Genomic DNA, 19,176 nt, shown 5'->3' with positions numbered 1-19,176 from the left:
CTAATCGGCCGTGAGGCTTGACCATAAAAAATTCTCGAGAGGGGGGTGGACCTCCACCCCCCGATCATATACTGCCGAATCCTACGATCACGAAAATGCAATTGTAAAACTGTCAGACCAGTCTGACCAGTCCGACTGGTCTGACGTCCGACGATAGAGAGTTTCGCGCTAAGCGCGTAAAAGTTTCTCTGTGGCAATGCCGAGAGGGTCACACCCGTTCCCATCCCGAACACGGAAGTTAAGCCTCTCTGGGCCGATGGTACTGCACTGGTAACGGTGTGGGAGAGTAGGTCGCCGCAGGGAATTTAATAGAAAAGCCCCACCGGAATCCCGGTGGGGCTTTTTCGTTTTCCTGGTTTCACTCAAACTGTCATCGCGACTCACTAACGGGGCAGCGCCCTCACCCCTGCCCCTCTCCCGGAGGGAGAGGGGAGGATGTGCTAGCGTGTTACCTGCGTACGTGCTCTCTTAAGCCTTGCCGAAGGCGATCTTGGCAACGTCCTTGTACTCTTTGGCGAAGTGAACCTCCAGCCCCTCTTTCAGATAATCCGGCAATTCATCAAAGTCTTTCTTGTTCGCCTCGGGGAAGATCAGTACTTTCAGCCCGGCACGACGCGCTGCGATGGTCTTTTCTTTAACTCCCCCGATCGGTAGCACCCGACCCGTCAGAGTCAATTCCCCGGTCATCCCCAGTTTTTTCCTTACCGGCTTTCCTTTTATCATCGAAATGAGCGCCGTTGCCATGGTGACACCAGCCGACGGGCCGTCTTTCGGTGTCGCGCCGGCCGGGACATGCAGGTGCACGAAGTGGTTGTCGAAGTAGTCCGCCGGTGCGCCGTACGACTTCAAATGCGCCATCACAAAGGAATAGGCAATCTCGGAACTCTCTATCATCACGTTACCCAGTTGGCCTGTCTGTCTGAACCCCTTTCCTTTGCTTGCCATGGCGGTTGCTTCGATGGGAAGCGTCGCTCCCCCCATGCTGGTCCAGGCAAGACCCGTCACCACCCCGGGCACCCCTTCGAAGATCTCCTCCGTTGTGAACACCGGCTGACCTAAGTAATCATGCAGATCTTTCTTGCTGACCACGATGGCTTCGGTCCGTCCGGAGGCGAACTCCATCGCGGCCTTGCGCATCAGTTTCTTGATGCGGTTCTCAAGGGTTCTGACTCCGGCTTCCCTTGCCCATCCGTCGACTATCGCGGCTAGGGCGTCCTTCCTGATGGTGACCTGCCCGTGTTTCAGACCATGGTTCTTCATCGCCTTGGGTATCAGGTAGCGCTTCGCTATCTCCATTTTCTCCTCAAGGACATAACCGGAAAGGCGGATCACCTCCATCCTGTCGAGTAACGGCGCGGGAATCGTGTCCAGCTGGTTCGCCGTCGCAATAAACAGGACATTGGAAAGATCGAACGGCACGTCGAGGTAATGGTCGCGAAAAGATCCGTTCTGCTCCGGGTCCAGCACTTCCAGGAGCGCCGATGCCGGATCCCCCTGGAAGGAGGCGCCGATCTTGTCGATCTCGTCCAGCATGAGCACGGGGTTCGCGGTGCCCGCACTCTTCATGGCCTGCAGGAATTTCCCCGGCATCGCCCCGATGTAGGTTCGGCGGTGCCCCTTGATCTCGGCCTCGTCCCGCATGCCGCCCAGCGAAAAACGGAAGAACGAACGGCCGAGGGCGTCTGCGATGCTCTTCCCGATGGAAGTCTTGCCGACGCCTGGGGGACCGACCAGGCAGAGGATGGAGCCTGAGATGTCGCCCTTCATCTTGCCGACCGCGATGAACTCGGTGATGCGGTCCTTCACGTCATTCAGCCCGTGATGGTCGCGATCCAGCACCTTGCGCGCCTTCTCGACGTTGTACGAGTCCTTGCTGTATTTACCCCACGGGAGAATGGTGAGCCAGTCGAGGTAGTTCCGGGTGACGTGGTACTCCGGCGAGGACGGCTCCAGCAACCTGAACTTGTCGAGTTCGTCGGCGACGGCACGCTGCGCCTCGTCGTTCAGTTTCAGCTCCTTCAGACGCTGCTCGAACTTCTCGATCTCCGAAGTCTTTCCTTCCTTCTCCAGCCCCAGTTCCTTCTTGATCGCCTTCAACTGTTCCCGCAGGAAAAACTCGCGCTGCTGACGACTGATCTTCTCTTCGATCTGCTTGGTGATCTTCGTCTGTAGTCTCGAGACCTCGAGCTCCTTCTTGAGCAGGGTGAGGACCATGTCGAGCCTTTTCCGTACATCGAAGGATTCAAGGACCTGCTGCAGTTCCTGCCCGTCGGCGGAAGTGAGGCTCGCGGCGAAATCGGCCAGCTTGCTCGGGTCTTCGAGGCTCGAGCGCCCGAGGAACATCTTGATCTCCTCGGAGTAGAGCGGGTTGATTTGGACCAGTTCTTTCAGTGCGCTCACCACCGCCATGGAATAGGCCTTCAGTTCAGGATTGACGGAAAGCTCGGTGCCGTACTGGTAACTGACCGTGGCATAGGATGCTCCATCGCTTTGGTGCAGTTCGACGATTTTGAAGCGCTCCAGGGTGTTCAGCAGGAACTGTGCATTGTCGTCCCCCAGGTGGATCATCTTGACGATCTTCCCTACGACCCCGACGGCATGGAGGTTATCCGGACCGTCCGGCTTCTCCGGGTCTTTGACGAGCACGAGCCCGATCGCCTGGGCCTGGGATTCCATGGCGTGTTTGATGGCGCGTATCTGGTTCGGATCATCAAGCGCCATGGGAATCAGCATGTTCGGAAACGCAGGGCGCGGCCGTATCGGTATTATGGGGACACCAAGCGGCAGGACCTCGGAAGCCAGAACAAGAGTGCCCGGCTGCGAAGGCTTGCCGTTTATTTCAGCTTCTACAACTTCGATATCCTTTTCGCTCATGATGAGACTCCTGGCTTGGTTTTAATAAAACGTAAGCACGGAACCCGGCAGTGTCAACCTCACCGACAGCAGCCGATCGATGCGAAGGCGCCAAACATAAGCCTGTAGGTTGATATATCCCCGGGATGTTGTAAGACTTAGCAGTGCTCAACCAAATCCCGATACTTTCCCGCAGGCTGCAACGCGCAAAGGAGTCAGTGATGAAAATTCTGATGGTGGTGACCTCGCATGACAAGTTAGGCGACACTGGAGAGAGGACCGGCTTCTGGCTGGAAGAGCTTGCCGCGCCCTATTACGTCTTCCACGATGCAGGGGCGTCGGTGACCATCGCCTCGCCCAGGGGAGGAATGCCCCCGGTGGATCCGAAGAGCAATCTGCCGGAGAACGAGACCGAGGCGACGATGCGCTTCAAGGACGACCAGGCGGCGCAGGATGACCTCGCTCATTCCAGAAAGCTGCGCGAGGTGTCTGTGAATGACTTCGACGCGATCTTCTATCCCGGTGGACACGGGCCGCTGTGGGACCTGGCGCTCGATGCGGATTCCATCGCACTCATCGAGGCCTTTGTGCGGGCCGACAAACCGGTGGGCGCCGTTTGCCACGCCCCGGCGGTGCTGGCGGATGTAAAGGGAGCGGATGGCGATTTCCTGGTGAAGGGAAAGCATGTTACCGGCTTCACCAACGCAGAAGAAGAGGCGGTGGGGCTGACCGATGTTGTGCCGTTCCTCCTGGAGGACCGGCTTAAGCAGCGTGGTGCGACCTTCCGGAGCGGGGGAGACTGGGCTCCCCACGTTGAAGTTGACGGTAAGCTCGTGACCGGCCAGAACCCGGCGTCATCCGCACCTGCTGCCGAAGCGCTACTGAAGCTGTTGAAGCGGTAACCTGTCCCGAGCCGCGCTGACACCCGGGACAGCGGAGCCCATCACGAAAGGAGCTATTATGGAGACCCTGCGAAAGATACGGAAGATATGGAAGAGCGAGCCGACCATCGAGGGGGCGGGCGTGCACCTGAAGCGCGCCTTCGGGTACCACGAGGCGCCGCTTTTGGACCCGTTCCTGCTCTTCGACGACTTCCATTCCAACTACCCGCCGCATTACTTGAAGGGCTTTCCATGGCACCCGCACCGCGGCATCGAGACCATAACCTATGTGCTCCATGGGAAAGTGGAACATGGTGACAGTATGGGAAACAAAGGTGTGATCGATTCCGGCGATCTGCAGTGGATGACTGCCGGCAGCGGCATCATCCATCAGGAAATGCCGCTTGGCGACGGGGAGGGGCTCATGTGGGGCTTTCAGCTTTGGGCGAATCTCCCCGCCTCACAGAAGATGATGGCGCCGCGCTATCGCGGGATCGTCGCGTCGGAGATACCGGAGGTCACCATGAACGGCATCAAGGTGAAGGTGATCGCCGGGACGGCGGGGGGCGTGCAGGGACCGGTACGGGACGTGGTGGTCGATCCTGAGTATTTGGACGTAACCATCCCCGAGGGGAGCAGCTTCACCCACCCGATAAAGCGAGGCTATACGGCCTTGGCCTACGTTATCGACGGTGAAGGTTACTTCGATCACGAGCGCAACGCCTTCGGGCACGAGGTGGTCGGTAACAACTACTTCGACCTCGATCGACAGTGTGAGTGCGGTCCCGAGAACCTCATCCTTTTCGAGGACGGCGACGTGGTATCGGTAACCACACAGGGGAAACCGGTGCGCTTCCTTTTGATCTCGGGGAAACCTATCGGGGAGCCTGTGGCGTGGTACGGCCCCATCGTCATGAATACGCAGGAAGAGTTGGAGCAGGCCTTTGAGGAGTACCGCAACGGTACCTTCGTGAAGTAGGCGGGGATTTCAGGTAGCTAGAAAGAAGAACGGGACGCCGAGGTCGGCGTCCCGTTGCTGTTTGAGGGAGCTAGTTGCTGCCGCTTCCTTCCTGTGCCTTGAGCTTCTCGTTCGGAGTGAGCTCGATCTGCACGCGGCGGTTCAAGGCGCGGTTGGCCTCGGTATCGTTCGCCACGGCCGGGCGGGTGGACCCGTACCCAACGGCGGCCATCTTCGATGCCGGTACCCCTTGGGAAATCAGGAAGTCGCGCACGCGACCGGCGCGCCGCTCGCTGAGCGGCTGGTTGATGGCGTCGGAGCCGGAGGAGTCGGTGTGCCCCTCGATGACGATGGTGGTCTGGGAGTCCTTGAGGGTGGGGGCCGCCTTGCTGAGGGCATCTTTCGCTTCCGGCTTCAGGACGTCCTTGCCCACGTCGAAGAGGACACCCGAGGGAAGGGCCACATAAACCTTGTCGCCGTCGCGCACCACCTCAGCCTGGGGCATGCTCTTTTTGAGCGCAGCCGCCTGGCGGTCCATGTAATTGCCCACGCCTCCGCCGATGACCGCACCGGTTAACCCGCCGATGGCCGCGTTGCGTCCGCGGTGGGATTTGCCGCCGATGAGCGCGCCGGCACCGGCACCCAGAACCGCACCGCCCAAAGCTCCCAGGCCGGTTCTCTTGTACTCGTAGCTTCCGTCAGGATTGGTTGCGCAACCGGTTACTAACAGGGCGGCTGCTGTCATTCCAACGATCATTCTCGCTATCAAACGTGCTTTCATACTCCATCTCCTTGTTGAGTAAAATATGATGGAACTCACCAAACATAGCACTACCGTTGTCTGGAATCAATGCGCCTTTGGCTTTACGAGTGTTTTTCTTTCACGGCCTCTCCGATGAAACTATCAATGATCTCATAAGTTTCAACAGGTTTCTCCTCCTGAGGGTTGTGTCCGCATTGTTCGATCACCCGTAGTTTAGCCCCTGGAATAGCAGCTTGCAGGCGACTCCCCTGTGACAGTGGCACGATCTCGTCGTGCCTTCCCCAAAGAAGCAATACCGGCAGACGCAGGTCCTGGTAACGTGAAGTGATCTCTTCCTGGTTGACCGGCACCAGGCTGCAACATGTCGCGACAAGGGCACGCTTGGCGGCTTTGTTGCGGTAGCAGGGGGCGTACCTGGCGATGTGTTCCCGGTCGATGAGGCTGTGGTCGTGGTAGGCCATCTTAAGTCCGACTTTCACCCAAATGTCCGGTGCATAAAGGGCAACGAAGAGGGCGGCGGCGTAACGGTTTTTGAAAATCTCCGCCATGAGTGGTAGCCGCTGGAGGTAACCCGGGCCGGCCATGATGATCATGGAGGACAGAAGATCGCGCTCATCCCGGAGCATCACCTCTATCGCGGTCAGCAGCACCACTGCTCCGCCGAGCGAATGGCCGGCGAGGACGACCTGTGCGAGCCCTTCCTTCTTCAGGAAGGCGATGAGGCGGAGTGCGTGACCGCGGATGGAGTAGTCCCCTTCTTTGGGCTTAGAGGATTCTCCGGACCCGAGCAGGTCGAGCAGGTGGACGCTGTAACGGTTGGCGGGGAAGAGCGAAACGAGATCACTCCATGTCTCGGATCTTGCCGCCAGGCCGTGCACCAGGATGACGTTGGTAGGCCCGGTCCCGTAGGTACGGTAGGCGAGAGTCTCGGTTTCCGACAGACGACAGCATGAAAGGGGGAGGGTGACGATGTTCATGTCGGGTAGTTTAACAGAAGACAGGCGGAACGCGGGCGGGGGGCGGCGAAAAACGAGGATTCTGATACTCTTTTGTGGTGGGACAGGCAACGGAACAGGCAACGGTTGAAAGTGTGTGAAACGGAAAAGGCCCGATGCATAGTCATCGAGCCTTATGTGAAAAAAATAACTGGCGTCCAGTGAACCTGCTCAATCCGTGGAGTGGTTTTGGTGCTTCTTGAAGTAACTGCTGTAGCCACCCTTTTCTGGTCTTTTTATGCCATAACGGACGAGATATATGAGCCTTTCGGCCTGGTCTCCTGAACGTCAGTTACCAACCCCGGATGCCGCTTCATGCACCTGGAGTTGTTTTTGTATTGGTTTGTGAAGTTCTTTGTCTTGTGCTCCCTCCATAAGAAACATTTTACTCCTGCCACATTGTCTGTTCAACACTTTTTGTGCCGGTCTATGAGGTGCAAGGTACTGTTTTTCAGGAGGAAGATGTGCCCTGCCGCATACTCGTCATCAGCACGAACCGTGAGCACGCCCCACAGCCGACGGTTCCTCTCGGCGCGGCCTGGGTGGCCGAGGCGCTGCTGCAGGCAGGCTTCCAGGTCCGCCTCCTCGACCTCTGCTTCGCGCGGGATGCGTTGCGCGCAACTGAGAACGCCATCGCCGCGTTCGTTCCCGACGGCATCGCCCTTTCCGTAAGAAATCTCGACAACTGCAACTTTCTCGCCCCCAAGTCCTATCTCCCCGAGGTGCGGCTCCTGGTGGATCTCATCAAGTCGCGCAGCGAAGCCAGAATACTGGTGGGAGGCTCGGGCGTGAGCATCATGCCGCAGCAGGTCCTGGACTTCCTCGACCTGGACCATGCCGTTGTCGGGGAGGGGGAGCATGCCGCACCGCTTTTCTTTCGCGCTGAAGGAGCCGAGCAAGCCGGACGTGTGGTAGGGGTGGTCCGCCGCAGCAAAATGGGCGTGGCGGACGCGGGCGGGGGGGGCGCAGGCGCCGGTTCCTTCATCACTCCGCGCCTGCACCGATGGGTGGAGACACGGCGTTACCTCGCGCTGGAGCCGGTGCTCCCCATACAGGGAAAGAGGGGCTGTACCCATCGATGCCTATACTGCACCTACCGCAGTATCGAGGGTGACTCGTGGCGGGTCAGGGAGCCGGGAGCGGTGGTCGATGAGATCCTGTCGGCGATGCATAACACCCGGGCCCGCGAGTTCGAGTTCGTGGACAGCATCTTCAACGAACCGGAGGGGTATCTCGAAACCCTTCTCGATGAGATTTTGAGGCGTGGGATCAAGGCCCGCTTCAGCGTCTCGTCCCTTTCCCCGAAGGGGCTCACCAGGAAACAACTTGAGTTGATGGCCCGCGCGGGAGTTGCTTCCGCGGTCATCACCCCCGAGAGTGCAGCCGGCACCACCCTGGCTGCGCTTGGCAAGGGATTCGACGAGGACGAGGTGCACCGTGCCGCGGAACTTGTTTCAAGTTCACGCCTGCGCGCCCTGTGGTGCTTTCTCCTGGGTGGTCCCTCCGAAGATGAGATGACCCTGGGGAAGACGGTGACCTTTCTGAACCGCTACCTGAGCGACAAAGACCACGCCTTCCTGACCACCGGGATACGCGTCTATCCGGGTACGGGTTTGCACGGAATCGCGTTGCGGGACGGGCTGGTTGCGACGGGAGACGATCTGCTCATGCCGGCTTTCTATTTTTCGCCGCAGCTTACCCCGCAGCAGGCCCGGACGCTTTTGGACAGCGGCATAAGGGCGCCGTCGCGGTGCATCAATCTGCTTGATACACAAGCCCCGGTAATTGGGGCTTTGCGCCGGATAGGCACTGCCGTGGGGTTACCGACACCGTACTGGCGCTATACCCGTTTCGCCAAGCGGATGAGCCGCAAACGCTGACAGAGGTGTACGTCGCTCCAGCACATTGACGATAATGTGTTAGAATTGCCAAATGCTTTGTCACACAATTCCACTTCAGTACCAAGGAGCGACAGTGTCTGCGTTCAGTCGAATGAGTAGCAAGCTGCTGTTGGTACTTTTGCTGCTGTTGCCTTTGCCGGTACAGGGCGCACCGGTGACGGTGAGGTTCACGGAAGGAATGGTGCGCGGCTTCCTCGTACTGAAGGACGAAGCAGGCAATCGGATCGCTTCCGGTGATTTTCTGCAGCTACCAAATGACGGCGGGATAAAGACCCGCATCGTGCTCTATTTCAAGGACGGTTCTCTCCACGACGAGACAGTCGTCTTCTCACAGCAGCACCATTTCCTCCTGAAGAGCTACCGTCTCATCCAGAAAGGGAAGTCTTTTGACGAGGACCTCGATGTGTCCCTGGAACGGAGCCCCGGCACCTATCGGGTGCACGTGAAAGGAAAAGACGGCCGCGAGAAGGTCATGCAGGGGGAGCTGGAACTGCCGCCCGACGTCTACAACGGCATGGTGCCTACGGTGATGAAGAACCTCGTCAGGGGGAGCCGTGAGACCATCCGCATGGTGGCTTTCACCCCGACACCGAGGGTGATCGAGTTGGAGATGTCCCCTTCCGGGGAGAACAAGATACTGATCGGTGACGTCGAGAAGACGGCAAACCACTACGTGCTGAAACCGAAGCTCGGACTGCTGAGGCTTCCCGCCGCGCTCCTCGGCAAGAGCCCGCCGGACAACCACATCTGGACCGTCATGGACGAGGTGCCCGCCTTCGTCAAATTCGTGGGGCCGCTCGCCACCGGCGGACCGATTTGGCGCATCGAGTTGACCAGCCCCTGTTGGCCCAAATAGAAAAGGGAAAGAACCAGCCTATGCCGTTTATCCCCCGCCGGAGGACAAACCTGGAATTTCTCGATCTCCCCTCGGACGTCTGCAGTGTCGACGAACTCGAGGGGAGCCTCGCCGACATTCGCACGGTGAACCGTTATCTGGGCGACCGCCGGGCGCTTTTGAAACACCTGTCGGCTCGGGCGAATGGGCTCGCGCGGATCACGGTGCTTGACGTCGCCACCGGTTCCGCCGACCTCCCGGTTACTATGGTTGAGTGGGCGCGTAAAAAAGGGATCGATATCAGCATCACCGCAGTCGACATCAACAGCCGCACCATAGACATCGCGCGCACGTGCACAGTGCAATACCCCGAGATCGAGCTGATGGTCGCCGATGCCTTGGAGCTCCCGTTCCGGGATGGGAGCTTCGATTTCGTGCTATGCAGCAAGACCATGCACCACATGAAGGAGCCGGACGGGATCGCCGCACTGCGGGAAATCCTGCGTGTGGCGCGGAGGGGATACCTCGTCATGGACCTGCGCAGGAGCTGGGTCGCCTACCTCCTCATCTATGGACTCACGAGAATTTTCACCAGAAACCGCATGACCCGGTATGACGGCCCGCTCTCCGTGCTGAAGGCGTTCACGGTCGAGGAACTCGCCTTGTGGGCGCAGCAGGCGGGTGCCCTTTCCTTCAAGATCCGCCGCGAGCCGTTCTGGCTGCTCGTTCTCTCCGGGGACAAATCATGAAGTTCTCCGTCGCCACCAATTTCGAACCAGACCTGCTGCCCGCCCTGGAAGGTTTCCCGGTCGCGGAACTCTTCGGCAAGCTCGCTAGTGACAGCATAGGCGGGGGGCGCGCCTCCTTCATGCTGGCGCCTCTTGGCAGGGATCGGTTCCGCGCCCACGTCGAAGATGCGGCGCGCAGGGGGATCGGGTTCAACTACCTTTTGAACCCCGCCTGCCTGGACAACCGTGAGTTCACGCGCAAGGGGCAAAAGGACCTGGAACGGCTGCTCGCTTTCGTAGAGGAGTGCGGCGTCACCTCGGTCACCGTTTCGCTCCCCTTCCTGCTTCCGGTCATAAAGAAGCGGCACCCGCGTCTCAAGGTGCGGGTGGGCGTCTACGCGCGGGTGGACTGCGTGGCGAAGGCCAAGTTCTGGGAGGACTTGGGGGCGGACTGCATCACGCTCGAATCGATCGCGGTGAACCGGGACTTCGCCATGCTGCAGGCGATCCGAGAGGCGGCGCGCATCGAGCTTCAGCTCATCGTCAACTCCAACTGCCTCATCTTCTGCCCCTGGTCGGGACAGCACATGGTGAACCTGTCGCACGCCTCGCAGAAGGGACACGAAAGCCGCGGCTTCATGATCGATTACTGTGCCCTGCGCTGCTCCGCGGCGAAGCTCGCCGATCCGTCGCATTACCTGCGCTCCGAGTTCATCAGACCCGAGGACCTCGGGGCCTACACCGGGCTTGGCTACCACTCCTTCAAGATCCTGGAGCGGGGTGCGCCGACGCAGGTGTTGGCGCGCCGGGTGAGGGCCTACGCCGAAGGGCGCTTCGACGGGAACCTGCTCGACCTGATCCAGCCCTACGGCTACCGGGGGGGCGGAGGAAGCGGTGGCTTCGCCGGGCTCCGGAGGTTCGTGAGGTTCTTCCTCCGTCCGGCAACGGCGAGCCCCACCGGTCTCATGCGTCTGAAGCGTCTTGCCGAAAAACGCGGCCTGCTGGCGGGACTGGACTGGGACCCGGTCTACATCGACAACCGGCTCCTGGACGGCTTTCTGGACGGCCTGAAGGATATCGACTGCCGGGGCTGCGATTGCGCCCGGTGCGGCTACTGCGCCCGCTGGGCGGAGAAGGCGGTCAGGGTCGACGCGAAGTACCGCGAAGAGATGCTCAAGCTTTACCAGGCAGCTTTCCATGACATGCATTCCGGGGCCCTCTGGGGGGTGACCGATGGGAGGGGATGATGATCGATGCACGTTTCACCAAGGGGGAGCCTGCCTCGCCCGGGGCGGCGTATGTGGCCTCGGTGGCGTCGGCCGTACCGCAGTTCAGCGCAACACAAAGTTACGCGGCGGAACTCGTCCGGCAGCGCTTCAAAGACACCCTGACGCCCAGGAGCCTCGGGCTGATCCGGGCGACCTTCGAGCACCCGGCCATCGAGAAGCGTCACTTCGCCGTAGATGCACCGGTGCGCATCTTCGACGAGACCGCTGACGAGCGGGTGGCCCGTTTCACCGAGGAGTCGGTGGACCTTGCCGGCCGGGCGGTGCTGGCCGCGCTGGAACAAGTAGGGCTTTCGCCCTTGCAGGTGAGCGGCCTGGTGCTCAACACCTGTACCGGCTACATCTGTCCCGGCATCTCCACCTACCTTGCGCAACGCCTCGGGATGCGTACAAGCACGCGGCTTTACGACCTCGTGGGGAGCGGTTGCGGCGGCGCAATCCCGAACCTGCAGGTGGCCGAGTCGATGCTGAGAGTGACCGGGGGCGTCGTGGTGAGCGTCGCGGTGGAGATCTGCAGCGCCGCCTTCCAGATGGACAACGACCTGAGCCTCATCCTCTCCAACGCGCTCTTCGGCGACGGCGCGGCGGCCGCCGTCTTGTGGCAGAAACCGGTCGGCTTCGAGTTGACGGCATCGGCGGGGCGCTACGTGCCCGAGGAGCGCGAGGCGATCCGCTTCGTCCACAAGGGGGGGCAGTTGCACAACCAGTTGTCGACCGACCTTCCCGGTCTGGTGGCAAGGGCCGCGGCCGAGGTGGTCGACGACCTTTTGGAGTCGGCATCGCTGGAAAAGGAAGACATCGGGGCGTGGGCGCTGCACACCGGAGGCGAGAAGGTGATCAATGCGGTGCGGGACCAGGTGGGGATACCGGAAGAGCACCTTTGGGCGACGCGTCGGGTCCTCTCCCAGTACGGCAACATGTCTTCGCCCACCGTCTGGTTCGTGCTCGAGGAGATGATGCAAAAGGGGATCCCTGCCGGTACGTGGTGCGTCCTGCTCGCCTACGGCGCGGGGCTCTCCGCCCACGCCTATCTGCTGCGCAAGACGTGAGGTCCGGCTGGGAATTTAGAGCAAAAAGCAAATCCCCTCTGTCCCCCCTTCGCAAAGGGGGGGACGTGATGCCATGCTCACCTTTTCATGGACAGAGGTCTAAGAAGGTCCCTGTATTTCCGGGTGAGCCTGGCATGAAGGGGAGGATCAAAACCTGTGGCGGGAGCGGAACTGGTCGCCGGTGAAATAGCCGCGCACCAGGTCGAGGTTGTTGAGCAGCACCTTCCAGGCACCCTTCTCGCGCTTTTTCACGAAGCGGTTCCCCACGAACATCGAGGGGCTGAAGAACGCCTTCAGGTTCTCCCAGTTCATCAGACGGTTCAACTGGGCCGTGCTGAGCCGCCTCGTCCTCACGTTGCACATGAAGCCGGTGTACCTGCTCAGTCGGTCGGAATTGGTGACGAGCCCCGCCTGAAGCAGCTCCTCCCTGATCCGGGTGCCGGGGTAGGGGGTGACGCACTGCACGTAGGGGAGGTCGACCCCCAGCCGGCGCGAGGCGCGGAACACCTCCCTTATCTCCTCCTTGCCGTCGTCGGGATTGCCGATGATGAAGCCTCCCATCACCCCGATGCCGTGTTCGCGCAACCGGCGCACCGCCTGCCTGGTCTGCTCCCGGATGTCACCCTTTTCAAAAAGAGCGAGGTTCTTCGGCAGCACCGACTCGATGCCGAGGAACACCATGGCGAAGTTCGCACGGGAAAGCGCCGGGATAAGCGCCGGGTCGGCCACGATGCCGGCGACGGAGGCCTGCACCAGGTACTCCATGTCGTTAAGCCCCTGCTCCGCGATCGCCTCGGCGAGCCTGGTGAAACGGCGGCTGTCCAGAGTGATGTTGTCGTCGACCAAAAGCACCGTCTTCGTGCCGCGTCGTTTGAGTTCCCTCAGGTCCTCGATCACCATCTCGATCGGTCGGCATCGGAAGCTGGAGCCGTACATCCCGGTGATCGAACAGAAGGTGCAGGTCATGGTGCAGCCTCGCGAGGTTTCCACGCAGTCGAGCCGGCGGTCGAAGTAGGTGAAGCCCTCCAGCGCGCGCACGCTGCGGTCCGGCAGCGGCAGGGACTTCAGGTCGAGCAGGGGTGCGGGGGGATTGTGGACGAAGACACCGTGGTGCGGCCAGGAGAGGCCGGGGACGTCGAAAAAGGAACGTTGGCCGTCGAGCGCTTCCAAAAGGGCGGCAAAGGCGTGCTCACCTTCGCCGCATACCAGGAAGTCGAAGGGGGCGTCGCCGGAGGCGAGCTCTTCGCGGGCGAGGGTCGCGTGGTAGCCACCAAGGACGAGGCGAGCGCGCGGGGCGGCTGAGCGGCAGATGGCGAAGACTTTCAGGGCGCTTTCGTATTGGAAGCTCATACTGCTGACGCCGATCACGTCGGGAGCGAACTCGGCCAGAAGCCGCCTGAGCCACGACTCGATGTCGCGATGCACCAGGACGAGATCGACGATCTTCACCCGGTGCCCCTTGAGGTGCGCGGCGATGGAGCAGAGCCCGAGGTTGGGGACCTTTATGATGCGATGGAAATTGTTGGCGGCATCGGGCATCGCCAGGAGGAGTACGTTCATGATTTCCCTTGTGACTGCGGCAGGTTCGATTGAGCCCCTAGCATTATAGTGGCTGGGACCGCTTGCGCAAACGGAATGCCGGCTGGCAAGGGGGAGTATTGAAGATAAAATGTTCGTCATTAAACCCGGTGCTGCGGTGGAAGCCGCCGCGGCTGGAGGTGCCCATGGACGAACAGGAAAAAAAAGAGGAAGCACCGGTGGTGGTGATCGTAGAGCGGCGCAGGCAAAGGGAGACGGAGTTGAGCCCGGCTGAGGTCATGAAGATATTGAGAAAGAGGGCGGCCCGGGCACGGAAGAACCCGACTCGGGAGTAAGAGGACTGTCATTACCGGCAAGGCGAAGGCCTCCGTTTCAGTAACCACAGAGTTAACTGGACCGGAGGCCTTTTCATTTGCTTTCCATGCTCAGCAGCAGTTGCAATGTGAGATAATAATGCAAGAATATTCCATCCCTACAACCTCCGGAGACCAAGGTCATGGAGACCAAGACCGTCGTACCCTTAAATATCGAGCAGGAAGAGAACATCTTGCAGCTGGCGAATGAGCTGCCGATCCTTCCTGATACTGCAGCAGATCCATTGCAGCCCCCCCAAGTCCCCACTGTTGACGCAGACAGTCCTTTTGCCGACCCCATCCTCGTCCGAAACGATGCGACGACTCCCGGCGCCGGGGGCGAGACTATCGTCGTCCTGCCGCAGGCCGGTGCCGAGCGCAAGGGGGGGAGGCTGGAACGGCCGCAAGCCAAGGCGAAGGCGGCCAAAGGGGCGAAGGGGGAGAAGACCGCCAAGGGATCCAAAGCGGCGAAGGATGCGAAGTCGGGCAAAGACGAGAAGGCGGCGAAAGGGGTGAAAGCGAAGGGGGGCAAGCCGGTAAAGGCGGCCGGCGGGGCGAAGCCCGCCAAGGCCGGTAAGGCTAAGGTGGAGAAGGCGAAACCGAAGGGGGGACCCAAGCCGAAACAGCCGGTACTTGAAGAGTCCCCCTTCGACCTGAGCGAGAGCCGCTGGTACCTGAACCGGGAACTGACCTGGCTCGAATTCAACCGGCGCGTGCTGCACGAGGCGATGGACGAGCGGACGCCGCTTCTGGAGCGGCTGAAGTTCATCGCCATCGTCAGTGCCAACCTGGACGAATTCACCATGAAGAGGATCGGCGGCTTGAAGCAGCAGATCGGGGCCGGGCTGCACGAGCTGACCCTTGACGGCCGCTCGCCGCGCCAGCAGGTGCTCGAGTGCAACGCGTCGGTACGCGAGATCGAGACGGTCAAGCGGGAGGCGTTCCGGGTGGTGCGGGAACTCCTGGAGGCGAAGGGGATCGTCATCGAGAGCTACGACACCCTTGCCCCTAAGGATAAGAAGCAGCTCCGCGAGCATTACTACAAGAACATCTATCCCCTCCTGACCCCGCAGTCCATCGACCCCGCGCACCCTTTCCCGTTCATCTCGAACCTTTCGCTGAACCTCCTGGTCACCCTGCGTTATCCGAAGTCGCGCGAGCATTCCCTGGCGCGGGTGAAGGTCCCGGTCGGTCTCGGCACGCCGCGCTTCATCCGCGTCGGCAAGGGGGACCGCTTCGTCCCGCTCGAACAGGTGATGATGAACAACCTGGACATGCTCTTTCCCGGCATGCTGATCGTCTCCTGCGAGATCTTCCGCGTCACCCGCAATGCCAACACGGAGAAGGACGAGGAAGAGGCGGACGACCTGATGTCGATGATCGAGTCGGAGTTGAAGGAGCGCAAGTTCGCCCCCATCGTGCGCCTGGAAATCGGGGCCGGCATGGAGCCGGTGCACCGCGGCCGGCTGGCGGCCGAGCTGGAGCTGGACGAGGAGAACGACGTCTTCGAGGTTTCCGGCATGCTCGCCCTGCGCGATCTCTTCGAGATATCGCGGCTCGATTACCCGCGCCTGCACGACCCGCCGCATCACCCGGTCGATCACCCGGGCCTGCCGGCGGAGCGCAACATCTTCCATACCATCCGTGATCTGGGATCGCTCCTGTTGCAACATCCCTACGTTTCCTTCTCCACTTCGGTGGAGCGCTTCCTGCGCGAGGCGGCCAACGACCCTAAGGTGCGCGCCATCAAGATGACCCTCTACCGCACCTCGATCCAGGGGCGCATCATCGATGCCCTGGTGCAGGCCGCGCAAAACGGCAAGCAGGTGGCGGTGGTGGTGGAGCTGAAGGCGCGTTTCGACGAAGCGACCAACATCCATCTCGCCGAGGTGATGGAGGAGGCGGGGATCCACGTCACCTACGGCGTGGTGGGCCTTAAGACCCATTGCAAGGTGATCCTCGTGGTGCGCCAGGACTACACCGGGCTCAAGCGCTACGTGCACATCGGCACCGGCAATTACCACACGGAGACCGCCCGGATCTACAGCGATATCGGGCTCATCACATGCGACGAGGTGATCGCGCAGGACGTCACCGAACTCTTCAACTACCTGACCACCGGGTTCACCGCAAAGCGGAACTACCAGGCGGTCATGCCGGCGCCGAAGCTGCTTAAAAAAGCGCTCCTTTCGCGCATCGAGCGGGAGATCGAGCTGCACCGGCAAAGCGGCGGCGGATGGCTGCAGTTCAAGATGAACGCGCTGGAGGACGGCGAGATCGTGAAGGCGCTGTACCAGGCCTCCATGGCCGGGGTCAAGGTCGATCTCTACGTGCGGGACACCTGCCGGCTGCGTCCCGGCGTTCCGGGCCTTTCGGACCGTATCCGGGTGGTGAGCATCGTCGGGCGCTTCCTGGAGCACGCGCGCATCTACTACTTCAGAAATGGCGGTGCCGAGGAATATTTCATCTCGTCCGCCGACGCCATGAAGCGGAACCTGGAGGCACGGGTGGAGGTGCTTTGTCCGGTGACCGCGCCGGAGCTGACCGCGGAGCTGCGCGCCGTCTTCGACTGCTACGACGCGGACCGCCGCTCGGCGTGGGACATGCGGCCGGACGGAAGCTATCTCCAGCGTCAGCCTGCCGAAGGGGAGAGCGGCGAGGGGACGCACCAGATGCTGATCGCACAGGCGCAGAAGCGTTTGAAGGATGCGCTCAAGCAGAAGAAAAAGCCGCTGCAGAAATAGCGACTCACTCTATTCGGCGTGAGATGACATGCAACGGGAAAAGCGGTAGCATATGCGATGCGCCAACGCCAATGTTGGCCCCCAAACAGAGAGACAACAGCAGGGGGAACTGATGGAACCGAAAAAAGATTGTATCTGCGCCGGCGACCACGAACATCACATCTGCTTTCTGCACAGCAAGGGTCTGGTCAAAGAGGTCGAGAAGCTTACCGACAATCCCACGGTGACCTGCTCGATATGTCTCGTGAACGCCAATTCACCCGATAACGTCTGCTCGCCCACCACGCTCGGCGGCGGGTTCAAATACTCCGACATGCAGGGGAGCAAGAAGGTCATCTGCGAGAGCGTGACGGAGGCGATCCCGGAGAAGGAGAAGGAATAACCTTACGCCAGGAGTTAACGTCCACGTCCCCTCTCCCTTTGGGAGAGGGACAGGGTGAGGGCGTCGGCATCACTTCGTGGCAACGCCCTCACCCGCCCGCTGGGCACCCTCTCCCGGAGGGAGAGGGGATGACGGAGGATGGTCATAGCTGAACGCTGAATAGGTAGGTGCGACAACAAAAAGGCGGCCCCGGTGATGATACCGGGGCCGCCTTTTTTGTCCATACTGCGGTTTTGTCGATTAGCCGAGGATCTGCTTCAGGTCGCCCTCTGCGGTGCCGATCGGGCCGATGTTGAAGTTCTCGACCAGGAAGTTCAGCACGTTCGGGGTGATGAAGGCCGGCAGGCTCGGTCCGAGCTTGATGTTCTTCACGCCCAGGTGGAGCAGGGTGAGGAGGATGGCAACCGCCTTCTGCTCGTACCAGGAGAGGATGAAGGAGAGCGGGAGGTCGTTGACGCCGCAGTTGAAGGCGCCTGCCAGTGCCACTGCGATCTGGATCGCGGAGTAGGCGTCGTTGCACTGCCCGATGTCCAGAAGGCGCGGGATGCCGCCGATGTCGCCGAAGTCGAGCTTGTTGAAGCGGTACTTGCCGCAGGCCAGGGTCAGGATGACGCAGTCGGCCGGGACGTTCTCGGCGAACTCGGTGTAGTAGTTACGGCCGGTCTTTGCACCGTCGCAGCCGCCAATCAGGAAGAAGTGACGGATCTGACCCGCTTTCACCGCGTCGATGACTTTGTCTGCAACGCCGAGCACCGCGTTGTGCCCGAAGCCGGTGAGGATCTCTTTGCCCGGTTTTTCTTCGAAGCCCGGGAGGGAAAGAGCCTTCTCGATGACCGGGGAGAAGTCCCAGCCGTTGATGTTCTTGACGTCCGGCCACTGTACGAGGCCCCAGGTGAAGAGGCGGTCTTTGTAGCTGTCGGCCGGGCGCTGGATGCAGTTGGTGTTGAAGATGATGGCGCCGGGGAAGTCGACGAACTCTTTAGCCTGGTCCTGCCATGCACCGCCGAAGTTGCCGGCCAGGTGGGCGTACTTCTTGAGGCCCGGGTAACCGTGGGCCGGGAGCATCTCGCCGTGGGTGTAGATGTTGATCCCTTTCCCTTCGGTCTGCTTGAGGAGTTCCTCGAGCATGCGCAGGTCGTGGCCGGAAACGAGGATCGCCTTGCCCGCCTTGGTGCCGAGCTGTACCGGGGTCGGTACCGGGTGGCCGAAGCTGTCGGTGTTGGCCTTGTCGAGGAGCTCCATGGTGACCAGGTTGATGCGGCCGCACTCCATGGCGAGGCCGACGAAGTCCATGAGGCCGAGTTTCAGGTCGAGGGTGGCGGCGAATGCCTTGTGGGTGAAGGCGTAGATCTCGTCGTTCTCAAGGCCGATCACCAGGGCGTGGTGGGCGTAGGCTGCGTAGCCTTTCATGCCGTAGGTGAGGATTTCCTGGACCGATTTAACGTCCGCGTCGATTTCGTCGCTCTTGATGCCGTGTTTCGCGCCGAGCTCGACGAGTTCCGCGGTGGTGCCGGCGTGGAAGGCCTTCGCGGCTTCGGGAACGATGCCGGTGTAGGCGCCGCCGTTGGCCTTCTCGTAGAGGGCCTGTGCCTGGTTGCGGTAGGACGCTGCGTCGCGGACCAGCTTGGCGATTTCTTCGGCGTCGAAGTCGACGTTGGTTACCGTGGTGAAGAGGCCGTCGATCATGAAGCGGTCGATGGCGGCGTCCTTGGCGCCTTTCTCGCGTGCCAGGTTGGCCCAGAAGGCGATACCTTTCATCGAGTAGACCAGGAGGTCCTGCAGCGCGGCGACATCCGGTTTCTTACCGCAGACACCTACTTTGGAGCAACCGCCGTTGGCGGCTTGTTCGCACTGATAGCAAAACATGTTTTCCATTACTTCCCCCTTTGCGTTGTTTTTGGTTGAGGTT

Annotated in this window: 15 protein-coding genes and 1 rRNA gene; 11 read left to right on the top strand and 5 right to left on the bottom strand. The window is 60.8% G+C overall.

What is annotated here, in order from left to right; all coding sequences use genetic code 11:
• Positions 1 to 186 precede the first annotated feature (186 nt).
• A 5S ribosomal RNA gene (gene rrf, locus D6Z24_RS18295) occupies positions 187 to 303 on the top strand.
• Between the two features lie 165 nt (positions 304 to 468).
• Here the strand turns inward: rrf and lon are convergent.
• Complete coding sequence (lon, locus tag D6Z24_RS18290; protein WP_129128054.1) at positions 469 to 2,874, bottom strand: endopeptidase La; 2,406 nt, start codon at positions 2,872 to 2,874, stop codon at positions 469 to 471.
• 200 nt (positions 2,875 to 3,074) lie between these two features.
• Between lon and D6Z24_RS18285 the strand changes: the two genes are divergently transcribed.
• Positions 3,075 to 3,755: a type 1 glutamine amidotransferase domain-containing protein gene (locus D6Z24_RS18285; RefSeq protein WP_129128053.1), complete on the top strand. Its 681-nt coding sequence runs from the start codon at positions 3,075 to 3,077 to the stop codon at positions 3,753 to 3,755.
• A 58-nt stretch (positions 3,756 to 3,813) separates the two neighbouring features.
• Positions 3,814 to 4,713 carry a pirin family protein gene (locus tag D6Z24_RS18280; protein ID WP_129128052.1) on the top strand — a complete coding sequence of 300 codons (900 nt, stop codon included), beginning with the start codon at positions 3,814 to 3,816 and terminating at the stop codon, positions 4,711 to 4,713.
• Between the two features lie 70 nt (positions 4,714 to 4,783).
• Here D6Z24_RS18280 and D6Z24_RS18275 read toward each other — a convergent pair whose 3' ends face one another.
• A complete protein-coding gene (locus tag D6Z24_RS18275; protein WP_129128051.1) occupies positions 4,784 to 5,473 on the bottom strand; it encodes an OmpA family protein in 690 nt (229 codons plus the stop codon).
• Positions 5,474 to 5,556: 83 nt separating this feature from the next.
• Entirely contained in the window at positions 5,557 to 6,432 is an 876-nt protein-coding gene (locus D6Z24_RS18270; RefSeq protein ID WP_129128050.1) for an alpha/beta fold hydrolase, read from the bottom strand.
• Between the two features lie 482 nt (positions 6,433 to 6,914).
• Between D6Z24_RS18270 and D6Z24_RS18265 the strand changes: the two genes are divergently transcribed.
• From D6Z24_RS18265 to D6Z24_RS18245, 5 genes are all read left to right on the top strand, one after another.
• Entirely contained in the window at positions 6,915 to 8,330 is a 1,416-nt protein-coding gene (locus tag D6Z24_RS18265) for a B12-binding domain-containing radical SAM protein (RefSeq protein ID WP_129128049.1), read from the top strand.
• 112 nt (positions 8,331 to 8,442) lie between these two features.
• On the top strand, positions 8,443 to 9,207 hold the full coding sequence (locus tag D6Z24_RS18260; RefSeq protein ID WP_129128048.1) for a hypothetical protein: 765 nt from the start codon (positions 8,443 to 8,445) through the stop codon (positions 9,205 to 9,207).
• 20 nt (positions 9,208 to 9,227) lie between these two features.
• Positions 9,228 to 9,935, top strand: a complete 708-nt coding sequence (locus D6Z24_RS18255) for a methyltransferase domain-containing protein (protein WP_129128047.1) — start codon at positions 9,228 to 9,230, stop codon at positions 9,933 to 9,935.
• The gene (locus D6Z24_RS18250) at positions 9,932 to 11,161 is read left to right on the top strand and encodes a U32 family peptidase (protein WP_129128046.1); all 1,230 of its coding nucleotides are present in this window, start codon (positions 9,932 to 9,934) and stop codon (positions 11,159 to 11,161) included. The genes D6Z24_RS18255 and D6Z24_RS18250 overlap by 4 nt, the downstream gene beginning before the upstream one ends.
• On the top strand, positions 11,161 to 12,249 hold the full coding sequence (locus tag D6Z24_RS18245) for a type III polyketide synthase (protein WP_129128045.1): 1,089 nt from the start codon (positions 11,161 to 11,163) through the stop codon (positions 12,247 to 12,249). Before D6Z24_RS18250 ends, D6Z24_RS18245 begins: the two co-directional genes overlap by 1 nt.
• 147 nt (positions 12,250 to 12,396) lie before the next feature.
• Here D6Z24_RS18245 and D6Z24_RS18240 read toward each other — a convergent pair whose 3' ends face one another.
• Positions 12,397 to 13,809: a B12-binding domain-containing radical SAM protein gene (locus D6Z24_RS18240; RefSeq protein WP_129128044.1), complete on the bottom strand. Its 1,413-nt coding sequence runs from the start codon at positions 13,807 to 13,809 to the stop codon at positions 12,397 to 12,399.
• A 164-nt stretch (positions 13,810 to 13,973) separates the two neighbouring features.
• On the opposite strand from D6Z24_RS18240, the gene D6Z24_RS21710 reads away from it, so the two are divergent.
• The 3 genes from D6Z24_RS21710 to D6Z24_RS18230 all read left to right on the top strand — a co-directional run bounded on the left by D6Z24_RS21710 (position 13,974) and on the right by D6Z24_RS18230 (position 17,267).
• Entirely contained in the window at positions 13,974 to 14,123 is a 150-nt protein-coding gene (locus D6Z24_RS21710; RefSeq protein ID WP_198419581.1) for a hypothetical protein, read from the top strand.
• A gap of 161 nt (positions 14,124 to 14,284) precedes the next feature.
• Positions 14,285 to 16,885, top strand: a complete 2,601-nt coding sequence (gene ppk1, locus D6Z24_RS18235) for a polyphosphate kinase 1 (RefSeq protein WP_129128043.1) — start codon at positions 14,285 to 14,287, stop codon at positions 16,883 to 16,885.
• 112 nt (positions 16,886 to 16,997) lie between these two features.
• Positions 16,998 to 17,267, top strand: coding sequence for a hypothetical protein (locus tag D6Z24_RS18230; protein WP_129128042.1), 270 nt, complete (start codon positions 16,998 to 17,000; stop codon positions 17,265 to 17,267).
• 240 nt (positions 17,268 to 17,507) lie between these two features.
• Here D6Z24_RS18230 and hcp read toward each other — a convergent pair whose 3' ends face one another.
• Complete coding sequence (gene hcp / locus D6Z24_RS18225; RefSeq protein WP_281275048.1) at positions 17,508 to 19,142, bottom strand: hydroxylamine reductase; 1,635 nt, start codon at positions 19,140 to 19,142, stop codon at positions 17,508 to 17,510.
• Positions 19,143 to 19,176: the final 34 nt, after the last annotated feature.

Source organism: Geomonas oryzae, assembly GCF_004117875.1.
GTDB classification, from domain to species: Bacteria; Desulfobacterota; Desulfuromonadia; order Geobacterales; family Geobacteraceae; genus Geomonas; species Geomonas oryzae.
This window is presented reverse-complemented; position numbering and strand designations above follow the sequence as displayed.

What these genes read in the sequence shown, in the direction of transcription:
- D6Z24_RS18240 (WP_129128044.1), bottom strand. Translation starts at nt 13,809, where the DNA reads ATGAACGTACTCCTCCTGGCGATGCCCGATGCCGCCAACAATTTCCAT.
- D6Z24_RS18285 (WP_129128053.1), top strand. Translation starts at nt 3,075, where the DNA reads ATGAAAATTCTGATGGTGGTGACCTCGCATGACAAGTTAGGCGACACT.
- D6Z24_RS18260 (WP_129128048.1), top strand. Translation starts at nt 8,443, where the DNA reads ATGAGTAGCAAGCTGCTGTTGGTACTTTTGCTGCTGTTGCCTTTGCCG.
- lon (WP_129128054.1), bottom strand. Translation starts at nt 2,874, where the DNA reads ATGAGCGAAAAGGATATCGAAGTTGTAGAAGCTGAAATAAACGGCAAG.
- D6Z24_RS18280 (WP_129128052.1), top strand. Translation starts at nt 3,814, where the DNA reads ATGGAGACCCTGCGAAAGATACGGAAGATATGGAAGAGCGAGCCGACC.
- D6Z24_RS18250 (WP_129128046.1), top strand. Translation starts at nt 9,932, where the DNA reads ATGAAGTTCTCCGTCGCCACCAATTTCGAACCAGACCTGCTGCCCGCC.
- D6Z24_RS18255 (WP_129128047.1), top strand. Translation starts at nt 9,228, where the DNA reads ATGCCGTTTATCCCCCGCCGGAGGACAAACCTGGAATTTCTCGATCTC.
- D6Z24_RS21710 (WP_198419581.1), top strand. Translation starts at nt 13,974, where the DNA reads ATGGACGAACAGGAAAAAAAAGAGGAAGCACCGGTGGTGGTGATCGTA.
- D6Z24_RS18270 (WP_129128050.1), bottom strand. Translation starts at nt 6,432, where the DNA reads ATGAACATCGTCACCCTCCCCCTTTCATGCTGTCGTCTGTCGGAAACC.
- D6Z24_RS18275 (WP_129128051.1), bottom strand. Translation starts at nt 5,473, where the DNA reads ATGAAAGCACGTTTGATAGCGAGAATGATCGTTGGAATGACAGCAGCC.
- ppk1 (WP_129128043.1), top strand. Translation starts at nt 14,285, where the DNA reads ATGGAGACCAAGACCGTCGTACCCTTAAATATCGAGCAGGAAGAGAAC.
- D6Z24_RS18230 (WP_129128042.1), top strand. Translation starts at nt 16,998, where the DNA reads ATGGAACCGAAAAAAGATTGTATCTGCGCCGGCGACCACGAACATCAC.
- D6Z24_RS18245 (WP_129128045.1), top strand. Translation starts at nt 11,161, where the DNA reads ATGATCGATGCACGTTTCACCAAGGGGGAGCCTGCCTCGCCCGGGGCG.
- hcp (WP_281275048.1), bottom strand. Translation starts at nt 19,142, where the DNA reads ATGGAAAACATGTTTTGCTATCAGTGCGAACAAGCCGCCAACGGCGGT.